Origin of the sequence: Streptomyces sp. NPDC046215 (genome assembly GCF_040646215.1) — a bacterium.
Lineage (GTDB): Bacteria > Actinomycetota > Actinomycetes > Streptomycetales > Streptomycetaceae > Streptomyces > Streptomyces stramineus.
Map to the genome: position 1 here is coordinate 1 of NZ_JBEYZW010000141.1, position 9715 is coordinate 9715.

Sequence of the window (9715 nt, forward strand, 5' to 3'; positions counted from 1 at the left end):
TCAACCGCCCCGCCTCGGCCGCCCCCACCCCCCCCCCCCCCCCGGCCGGGGCGGTGTGCCGCAACGACACCGACCGGCTTTCCGAACAGCGCCCCTCGCGCGCACCCTCGCCGTGGTGCACGCCACCGGGCCGCCGGGCCGCCGGGCCGCCGGGCCGCTTCCAGCGAGACGCCCGGCGGATGGCTTCAGCACTCGACGAGCAGCTCCCGCAACCCCCGGATCACGAAGCCCGGTTTCCACTGCGGTTCCGCGGTGAGGCGGAGCCGGGGTGCCCGCCGGAGCAGTTCGCCGAAGGAGGCGGCGAGTTCGAGGCGGGCGAGCGGCGCGCCCAGGCAGTAGTGGATGCCCGCGCCCAGGCTGAGGTGGGGGTTGTCCGCACGGGTGACGTCCAGGCGGTCCGGGTCGGGGAAGCGGGCGGGGTCGCGGTTGGCCGAGCCGAAGAGGAGGGCCACCTCGCTGCCGCGCGGGAGGGCCGTGCCGGCGATCTCGATGTCGTCGAGCACCCACCGTTCGAAGAGCTGCAACGGGGTGTCGTAGCGCATGAGCTCCTCGACCGCGCCCGGCAGGAGCCCGGGATCGGCCCGCAGGGCGGCGAGCTGGTCCGGGTGGCGGAAGAGCGCCCACCATCCGTTGCCCGTGGTGTTGACGGTGGCCTCGTGACCCGCGTTGAGCAGGAGGACGCACATCGAGACCATTTCCTGCTCGGTGAGCCGGTCGCCTTCGTCGTACGCGTGGACGAGCGCGGTGATCAGGTCGTCGCCGGGGCGGGCGCGGCGGTCGGCGATCAGCTCGCGCAGGTAGGCGGAGAAGTCGAGGGAGGCGCGGACGGCGCCGCGTGCCGTCTCCTCGCCGGGGTTGAGCTCGTACATTCCGCAGATCGCCGCCGACCAGGGCCGCAGCAGTGTCCGGTCGGCCTCGGGGATGCCGAGCATCTCGGCGATGACGGCTACCGGCAGGGGTTCGGCGACCGCGCCGATCAGGTCCCCGCCGCCCTGGGCGAGCAGCTCGTCCACCAGCCCGCTCGCCAGCCGCGCCACGACCGGCGCCAGGTTCTCGACCGTGCGCGCGGTGAACGCCTTCGACACCAGGCGCCGGATGCGGGTGTGGTCGGGCGGTTCGAGGTCCAGCAGGCCGTTGCCGTTGAGGACGTGGAACGGCTCGTGGGCCGCGGGAGGAGGGGTGCGCCCGAACTCCTCGTGGGAGAAGCGGTGGAGGTACGTCCGGCCCAGCCGCCGGTCGCGCAGCAGCGCCCGGGCGTCCTCGTAGTGCGGCACCAGCCACTGACCGCTCGGCTCGAACCAGTGCACCCGCCCGGCGGCCCGCAGCCGCTCGTACCCCGGGTAGGGGTCGGCGACGAACCGGGGGGACCACGGGTCGAATCCGGTGCTCGCGTCCATGGGCGGATGCTAGCGGTGAGGGCGGGCAGGGGGCAGTTCCCGCCGGATCGCCGTCGCGGCACCCTTGCGCCGGACGCGGGGCCTGTAGTGCCCTGATTCTCATGAGGAAGAGGAGCACCACCGCACTGATCGTCGCTCTGGTGGCGGGATCCGTCCTGACGGGCGCGCCGAGTCCGCGTGCGCAAGCCGGGCAGCCCGGCACCGGCGGTCCGGCGCCGGCCGGTTCGTCCCCGGCGCCGGGAGTCGACCTCGATACGGTGACGATCCCGGAGCTCCAGCTCCGCATGGCGGACGGCTCGTTGACGTCGTCGGCGCTGACCGCCGCCTACCTGCGGCGGATCGAGGCCGTCAATCCCCGGATCCACGCGGTGCTGCGCACCGACCCGACCGCCCTGCGCCAGGCGGCCGCCAGTGACGCCCGGCATCGCCGCGGCACGGCCCGTGGCCCGCTCGACGGCATCCCCGTGCTGCTGAAGGACAACGTGAACACCCGCGACATGCCGACCACGGCCGGGTCCCTGGCGCTGGCCGTCCGCCCGCCGGACACCGACGCCGCTCTGGTGACCCGGCTGCGGGACGCGGGGGCCGTGATCCTGGGCAAGACCAACCTCTCGGAGTGGGCGAACTTCCGTGCCGCCAAGCCGACCTCGGGGTGGTCGGCGGTGGGCGGGCAGACCAACAACCCGTATGTACTGGACCGGAATCCCTGCGGTTCGTCCTCCGGATCGGCCGCCGCGCTCGCCGCGTCGTTGTCGCAGGTGGCGATCGGCACCGAGACGGACGGCTCCATCGTGTGCCCGGCCGGGATGAACGGGGTCGTCGGCCACAAGCCCGGTCTCGGGCTCGTCAGCCAGGACGGCGTGGTGCCGATCTCCGCCGAACAGGACACCGCGGGGCCCATGGCGCGCAACGTCATCGATGCGGCCCTCACCTTCTCGGTGCTCAGCGGCGGCGAGACCTCGGGCACCGGCAGCTCCCTCAGCGCTGCGCATCGGCCGGCGCGGCCCGGCACGCTGCGCGGCCGGCGGATCGGGCTGTGGCGTCTGCCCGCGCTGGGGTCGCAGGTGGACGCTCTGATGAGCCGTACGGCGGAGAGGCTGCGCGAAGCGGGCGCCGAGGTCGTCGAGGTCACGCCGCCGCATCAGGACCGGCTTGCCGAACTCGAGTTCCCGGCCCTGCTGAGCGAGTTCCACCGGGACATCGACCGTTACCTGGCCTCCCGCGGCGGGCCTCGCGACCTCGCCGGGTTGATCGAGTTCAACCGCACCCACCCGGCGGAGCGGACCTGCTTCGCCGGTCAGGAGCTGTTCGAGCGGGCCCTCGCCGCGCCTCCCACGACCAGCCCGGAGTACCGGGCGATGCGTGCCGAGCTGACGAACCTGTCCCGGCGTTCGATCGACGCGACTATGGCCGCCCACCGGCTGGACGCCATCGCCTCCCCGGCCAACCCGCCGGCCTGGACGACCGACTGCTCCCGGGGTGACAACGACGTGATCCCCTCCTCCACTCCGGCGGCCGTGGCCGGGTACCCGTCGTTGTCGGTGCCCGCGGGGTTCGTGGGCGAGTTGCCTGTCGGCCTGCTCCTCATGGCGGGCGACCGTCAGGACGGCCGGCTGCTGTCGCTGGGTGCGGCGGTGGAGCACCAACTGGACGCCTGGCGAGCGCCCCGCTACCTGCCGACGGTGGGGCAGGGCCGGTGAGCGGCGTCCGGCAACGCCGCACGGTGGGGGTGGACGATGCGCGTGGTGGTCCTGGGCGAGTTCCGGGTGGACAGGCTGGTTCCACGGCTCCGGGAAGGCGGTGCTGATGTTGTCGTCCTGGCGTTCGTGGAGCTCACCTCGTTCCTGGGACCCGGCGTGGAGTACGGGGCGCTGCCCACCGCACTGAGTGAGCGCGCCCTGCTGGAGTTGCTCGGCGACTACGGGGCGGACCTCGTCGTGCCCAATCCCGGGTGCCCCGGCCAGGAACAGTTCCTCCCCGTCTACGCGCGCGCCGCGGAAGGGCTGCGGGCAGCGGGGAAGCGTGTGCCCGTGCACGCGGAAGCCTTCGCGACGCTGGCCAGTGACAAGGTGGCGTTTCACCGGATCGCGCGGCGGCGGGGCTGGCCGGTGCCCCGCGCAGTGGTGTGTGCGGCGGCCGGGGCGGTGCGGGAGGCGGCCCGCGAGCTCGGGTTTCCCGTGCTCGTCAAAGAGGCCCGCAGCGAGTTTCACGCCGGGCGGCATTACGTGCGGGACGCCGGCCACCTCGACCGGGTGTCGAGGGAGGTGACCTGTCCGGTTCTGGTCCAACAGGCGGTGGAGGGCGAGGAATACGCGGTCGAGCTCCTTTCAGATGCCTCGTCCACCATCGCCTGGCCGGTGGCTTCCCTGTACCGGCTCGACGGTGACTGCTCCCCCGGCAGACGGGTCAGAGTCGCGCCGGCGGCCCTGCCCGCACGGGCGCGGGCGGAACTGATCGCCACGGTCGTGGACATGGTGGAGAACTTCGGCCCGTGGGGCCCGTGGCAGCTGGACTTCGCCGTGACCGACGACGGCCGGCTCCAGGTGATCGAGCTGAACGGGCGCCTGGGTGGTGTGTCGAACATGAGCTGGATCAGTACGGGCCTCGACCCTCATGCGGCGCACGGAGAAGCCGCGCTCGGCCTCCCCCTCCGCACTCCGCGGGTCCGCAGGGTCGCGCTCGAGCTGCCGGTGCGCAACGGCACGGTGCTGCCGCCCGCACCGTCCGGGACGACGCTGGTGCCCTTTCCCGGCAATCCGGCCAATCGTGGGCCCCTGATCGGCGGGTACTACCGAGCCGTCCTCGGCGTCCCGGGCGACCGTGCCGCCGCGGTGCCCGAGTGGCTGTCGGCGCTGCCCCCGGACGCGCTGCTGACCAGCGCGGACGAGGCCGCCGCCCAGCTCGCGCGCGGCACGCACGCCTTGAGCACGGGTGATGCGCCGATTTCTGTCCGGGCGTAGTTCCGCGCCGGCCGGAAGACGGCGCCCTCACCCGCCGCGAGGTCACGCGAGGAGGTTGGTGATGAGCTTGCGTACTCTGCCCCGGACGACGGGCAGGACGCCGTGGACGAGCTGGGTGCCGTAGACGACGGTGGTTCCCGGTGGTGGGCTACAGGTCCAGCGGGTGTGCGGGAGGTCGCTGAGGTTCACCGGTCCGGTGCGGGCGGTGATCTCGTGGACGAAGCGGGCGCCGCGCGAATAGTCGCTGCCGGCGGTCGCGGTGACGTCGCTCCACAGGGCGTCGGCGGAGTAGGTGTCGAGGTAGAACGCGCCCCCGTCCTCGGCGTCCTGGAGGTTGAAGGCGACGCGGGCGATCCGCTGCGGACGGGATTGCGGATCGCCCACACCGTGGACGTGCGGGCGGATGGTGTCTCCGGGTTTGAGGTCGTGATACAGCCATGGGTCGGTGGCCGTGGCGGAGGGGAAGACGCGGCGGAGGGCGGGCAGCGCGCGCCGCACGGCACCTTCCAGGATCGCCTGTGCCGGCTCGGGTGGAGTCATTCCCTCGCTGGGGCGCACGGGGACCCAGCCGGTGGTGGCGAGGTGTTCGTCCAGGAGCTCGGTGAGCCGGGTGGTCTCCTCGCCGGTGAGGAAGTCCTCGATGGTCTGCACGGCCAGGGTCTCCGTCATGTGGATCACGTACGGGCTCCTCTCGCGGCGCCCACGGGTGGTCGATGCCATTCCAGTACGGGCCCGTGCTCCTGCCAAGCCCCGGTCCGGCCAAGGCGGTCGGCCGGGCCCGGTGGGGCCCGTCGGTGCTCTCCACGACTCGGAGGCCGCCGAAAAGGGCGGCGGGAAAGGTCTGCTTGACGGCGTACCGGCCACGTCGAAAGCTGGTGGGGTGACGTCCTTGGGCGCAGGCGCGGACACCGAGGTCCTCGTGGTCGGTGCGGGCCCGACCGGACTGCTGCTCGCCGGTGAGCTGGCGCTGGCCGGCGTGCGGACAGAAGTGGTGGAAGGACGCCTCGAAGCCCATCGGGAGTCACGGGCGCTGAACCTGCACCCTCGCAGCATGGAGCTCATGGACGCGCGGGGCCTGGCCGGCCGGTTCCTCGCTGCCGGCCGGCCTGTGCCCGGCTGGCAGTTCACCGCGAGTCTCCGGCGGCGGCTCGACTTCACCGCACTCGACACGCGGCACCCTTACGCCCTGCTGATAGCTCAGTCGCGCACCGAGGCCCTGCTCACGGAGCGGGCCGGGGAACTGGGCGTGCGGATCCACCGCGGGTACGAAGCCGTCGCCCTGCGGCAGCGTGGTGACGGCGTCGCGGTGGACGTGCGCGGCCCCGGCGGCCCGGTCACCGTCCGGGCCCGGTACCTGGTCGGGTGCGACGGCGGGCGCAGCTTCGTCCGGCAGGCGGCCGGCATCGGCTTTCCAGGGACGGAGGAGTCGATGACCGCGGTGGTGGGCGACTTCGCCGTCGCCGACCACGCGGACAACGACCGGGCCCGCCGGCACGGTGTTCTCGTCGCGCGGCTGGAGGCCGGGCTGACGAGGTTCGTGGTCATGGACCCGCGACGGATCCGGGTGCCCTCGACGGAGCCGGTGACACTGGAGGAGTTCCGCACCTCGCTGGAACGGGTCTGCGGAACGGACTGCGCGATCGACGAGCCCCGGTGGCTGTCGCGGTTCGGCAACGCCACCCGTCTCGCGGAAAGTTACCGCCGTGGCCGCGTCCTGCTGGCCGGCGACGCCGCGCACATCCACTTCCCCGTGGGCGCCCAGGGCCTGAACACCGGGCTGCAGGACGCGATGAACCTCGGCTGGAAACTGGCGGCCCACGTTCGCGGGCGGGCACCCGCCACGCTTTTGGACACCTACCACACCGAGCGCCACGCCGTGGGCCGGGCCGTCACCACCGGCACCCGGGCCCAGACGCTGCTGGTAGAACTGCCGCTCACGGAGCGCTACGGGCGTCCGGCGGGTGTCCTGTGCGAGCTGTTCGACACGCTCCTGGGGATGCCGGAGGTCAACCGCCACTTGGCCGACCGGATCTCCGGGCTCGACATCGGCTACCCGCCTCCCGCCACCTCACGCGCCGACCCGCTCACCGGCCGGCGCATGCCCGACATCAGCCTCACCACCGTCGCGGCGGGGCCCACGCGCGCCTACGAGCTCCTGCACGACGGCCACTTCGTCCTCCTGCACCTGGTCCGCGCTGACGCGCTCCGTGATCGGACGGCAGCCGCCCCTGAGCGGACCGGCCCGATGCGCACGGTCACCGCTTGCCCGCAGGGCGCCCGGCCCGACCTCGACGGAGTGCGGGAAATCCTCATCCGCCCCGACGGATACATCGCGTGGGCCTCCCGAACCGCCGACCTCACGGTCCGCCGGGCCGAGCGGGCCCGGGCGCTGAGCACGTGGGTCGCGGCGCCTCAGGCGTAGGGCGCCGGGCCGCCGTGGACGGCCTCGGGTCGACCCCCGTGCAGGCCGTGTTCCCGTGGCGATGCCCGGCCTTTGAGGAGCTCCCCTGTGGATGTCCTCCCGTTCGGGCGCGGCCGTACCGGCGGAGAAGGCGAAGGGGCGGCGCCGTGTCCGAAAGGGCCGTGGACGCTCCCGAGCCGGTCGGCGGAGGAGCGTGAGCGGGACGCAAGCGGAACGTAAGCAGCCGGATGCAGACTCGTGCGTGTCTGCAGGTCAGGCGCGGTGTGGCCCGGGGCCGGGCGACTGCCGCGCCATCATCGGGGGTTACCCATGCTTACGTTTCACCACCGCACCACCGTCCTCGCCGCCGCGGGTACCGCCGCGCTCGCCCTGACCCTCACCGCCTGCGGTGACGGCGACTCCGGCGGAAAGTCCTCAGGGCCGGCGGCCGGCAGCGCCGCGTCGGCCCCCTCGGCAGGGCAGTCCGCGCAGCCGGGCGGAAAGGCGGACACCCCGAAGGGGGCCGGTGGCGGTGCCGGGAAGGACGCCGGCGCGGGCAAGGCGTCCACCGGGCCGGGGGCCGCGGCCGCGCCTGTCTGTACCACCAAGGACGTCACCGTCAAGGCCGCCCACCAGGGCGGGCCGCCGTACACCCACATCGTCCTGACGGCCAAGAACACCTCGGGCCGCAGCTGCAAGCTGACCGGTTTCCCGGAGGTCGAATTCCTGGAGAGCCACCGGAAGCACGTGCCCGCCGTCGCCAAGAGCAAGCCCGCCGCACCCGTCGTCCTCACCGCGGGCGCCCCCGCGTACGCCGTGGTCAAACTCTCGGACGGCGGGGTCGACGAGCACACCGAGCCGGTCACGGGATTCTCCGTCACCCTCCAGGGCGGCGGCGGCACGGCCGCCGTGAAGGCACCGGGGGCCGGCGGCATCGCCGTCGACCCGGCCAAGTGGGCGACCGGCTACTGGACGCCCGAGCTGCGCAACGGCGCGGACGACTTCTGAGCGCACCGGCAGTCCGACCCTGCTGTGCCCGCCTGATGTACCCGCAGGAACTTTCCGTTCACCTATGAAGGTTGGTGCGAATGTCGTTTCATGAGGATGCCGGTTTCCCGTTGTCGGCCGCCCAGGAGGGGATCTGGTACGCCCAGCGCCTGATCCCCGCGAACGCGGCCTACAACACCGGTGAGTGCGTGGAGATCCACGGCCCGGTGGACGCCGAACTCTTCGAGACGGCGCTGCGCCGCACGGTCGCGGAGGCGGAGACGTTCGCGCTGCGCCTCGCGGAGACCGCGGACGGGCCCCGCGGCACCTTGTCGCCCACCGCCGACTGGCCCCTGCACTGCGTGGACGTGAGCGCAGAGGCCGATCCGCACGCGGCGGCCGAGGCGTGGATGCGCGCCGACCTCGCGACGGCCGTCGACCTCACCGAGGGACCGCTGTTCACCCAGGCCCTCTTCCGGGCCGCACCCGACCGCTGGTTCTGGTACCAGCGGGCGCACCACATCCTCCTCGACGGGTACGGCTTCACGCTCATCGCCCAGCGGCTGGCCGAGACCTACTCCGCGCTCGTGGCCGGACAGGACGTGAAGGAGGCGTTCGCCCCGCTGAGCCGGCTCCTGGACGAGGAGAACGCCTACCGCGCCTCGGAGCACCGCGCGCGGGACCGCGCCTACTGGACGGAACGTTTCGCCGACGCCCCCGGGGCCGTGGGCCTGACCGAGGGCACCGCGCCGCCGTCGCCCGCCTGCCTGCGCCGCTCCACCGTCCTGACCGAGGCCGAGGCCGAGCGGCTGTCGGCCGCCGGGGCGCGCCTGGGCGCGGGCCGGGCCGAACTGCTCCTCGCCGCCACCGCCGCATACGTGCACCGCTGCACCGGTGCCACGGACGTCGTCCTCGGGGTGCCCGTCCTGAACCGGCGCGGTACCGCGGCCTTGCGGGCCCCCGGTGTGGCGACGGGCGTCCTGCCGCTGCGCCTGGCCCTCCGGCCGGCCACCACGGCCGGTGAGCTGGTCCGCTCGGTGGCGGCGGAGCTGCGCGCCCTGCGCGGGCACCAGCGCTATCGAGGCGAGGACCTGCGCCGCGACCTCAAACTGCTGGGCGGCTCCCGGCGCCTGTACGGCCCGGTGGTCAACCTCATGTCGTTCTCCAACGACCCGTCCTTCGGCGGACATCCCACGACCAACCATCACCTGTCCGTCGGCCCGGTCGAGGACCTGTCGGTGACCGTGCGGCCGGGGCGGGGCGGAGCCGGCCTGGAATTCTTCTTCGACGCCAACCCGGCGCTGTACACCGAAGCGGTGCTGGCCGAGCACCAGGAGCGTTTCCTGCGCCTGCTGGATCAGCTCGCCGACGCCGCACAGGACCTTCCTGTGGGCCGTATGACCCTGCTGGGTGCCGAGGAGCACGTCTCCTACGATCAGCCCCTCGGTGCCCCGCCCGAGCCTGATGCCACGCTGCCCGCGCGGTTCGAGGCGCAGGCGGCCCGCACCCCGGGGGCGGTGGCGGTCACGTACGAGGGGGCGTCCCTGAGTTACGGGGAGCTCAACGCGCGGGCCAACCGGCTGGCCCGGCTGCTCGTCGAGCGCGGCGCGGGGCGGGGGCGGACGGTGGCTCTGGCGCTGTCCCGCTCCACGGAGCTGGTGGTCGGTGTCCTGGCCGTGCTGAAGGCCGGTGCGGCCTACCTGCCGCTGGACCCCGCCTACCCGGCCGAACGGCTCCGGGCGGTGACCGCCGACGCCCAGCCGTGGATCCTCATGACGCAGGCGGACGTCGCACCCGGTCTGCCGGACCTGGGCATCGCCAGGGTCGTCCTCGACGACACGGAAACCGGACAGGACGTAGCCGCGTATTCCGCGGCCGATCTCACCGACGCCGAGCGGCTGTCGCCGCTCACGCCGGGGGATGCCGCGTATGTCATTCACACCTCGGGGTCGACGGGCCGCCCGAAGGGC

7 protein-coding genes are annotated in these 9715 nt (G+C 73.4%); 5 read left to right on the forward strand and 2 right to left on the reverse strand.

The annotated features are described in order from the left end of the window. Nucleotides 1–185: 185 nt before the first annotated feature. Nucleotides 186–1397, reverse strand: coding sequence for a cytochrome P450 (locus ABZ951_RS32685; RefSeq protein WP_344089589.1), 1212 nt, complete (start codon nt 1395–1397; stop codon nt 186–188). A gap of 101 nt (nt 1398–1498) precedes the next feature. On the opposite strand from ABZ951_RS32685, the gene ABZ951_RS32690 reads away from it, so the two are divergent. Both ABZ951_RS32690 and ABZ951_RS32695 read left to right on the forward strand, forming a co-directional pair. Then, entirely contained in the window at nt 1499–3097 is a 1599-nt protein-coding gene (locus ABZ951_RS32690) for an amidase family protein (protein ID WP_344089588.1), read from the forward strand. A gap of 36 nt (nt 3098–3133) precedes the next feature. Beyond that, nucleotides 3134–4357: an ATP-grasp domain-containing protein gene (locus ABZ951_RS32695; protein WP_344089587.1), complete on the forward strand. Its 1224-nt coding sequence runs from the start codon at nt 3134–3136 to the stop codon at nt 4355–4357. A 42-nt stretch (nt 4358–4399) separates the two neighbouring features. Here the strand turns inward: ABZ951_RS32695 and ABZ951_RS32700 are convergent, their stop codons facing one another. Further along, nucleotides 4400–5035: a hypothetical protein gene (locus ABZ951_RS32700; protein WP_344089586.1), complete on the reverse strand. Its 636-nt coding sequence runs from the start codon at nt 5033–5035 to the stop codon at nt 4400–4402. Between the two features lie 211 nt (nt 5036–5246). Between ABZ951_RS32700 and ABZ951_RS32705 the strand changes: the two genes are divergently transcribed. The 3 genes from ABZ951_RS32705 to ABZ951_RS32715 all read left to right on the forward strand — a co-directional run. Further along, a complete protein-coding gene (locus ABZ951_RS32705) occupies nt 5247–6779 on the forward strand; it encodes an FAD-dependent monooxygenase (protein WP_344089585.1) in 1533 nt (510 codons plus the stop codon). A 309-nt stretch (nt 6780–7088) separates the two neighbouring features. Next, nucleotides 7089–7766 carry a DUF4232 domain-containing protein gene (locus ABZ951_RS32710; protein ID WP_344089584.1) on the forward strand — a complete coding sequence of 226 codons (678 nt, stop codon included), beginning with the start codon at nt 7089–7091 and terminating at the stop codon, nt 7764–7766. A gap of 80 nt (nt 7767–7846) precedes the next feature. Further along, nucleotides 7847–9715, forward strand: a 1869-nt coding sequence (locus ABZ951_RS32715) for a condensation domain-containing protein (protein ID WP_361281608.1), incomplete at its 3' end; no start/stop codon positions are given.

Bases quoted from the DNA above. Each gene is read 5' to 3' on its own strand.
- ABZ951_RS32685 (WP_344089589.1), bottom strand. From the start codon at position 1,397: ATGGACGCGAGCACCGGATTCGACCCGTGGTCCCCCCGGTTCGTCGCC.
- ABZ951_RS32695 (WP_344089587.1), top strand. From the start codon at position 3,134: ATGCGCGTGGTGGTCCTGGGCGAGTTCCGGGTGGACAGGCTGGTTCCA.
- ABZ951_RS32690 (WP_344089588.1), top strand. From the start codon at position 1,499: ATGAGGAAGAGGAGCACCACCGCACTGATCGTCGCTCTGGTGGCGGGA.
- ABZ951_RS32710 (WP_344089584.1), top strand. From the start codon at position 7,089: ATGCTTACGTTTCACCACCGCACCACCGTCCTCGCCGCCGCGGGTACC.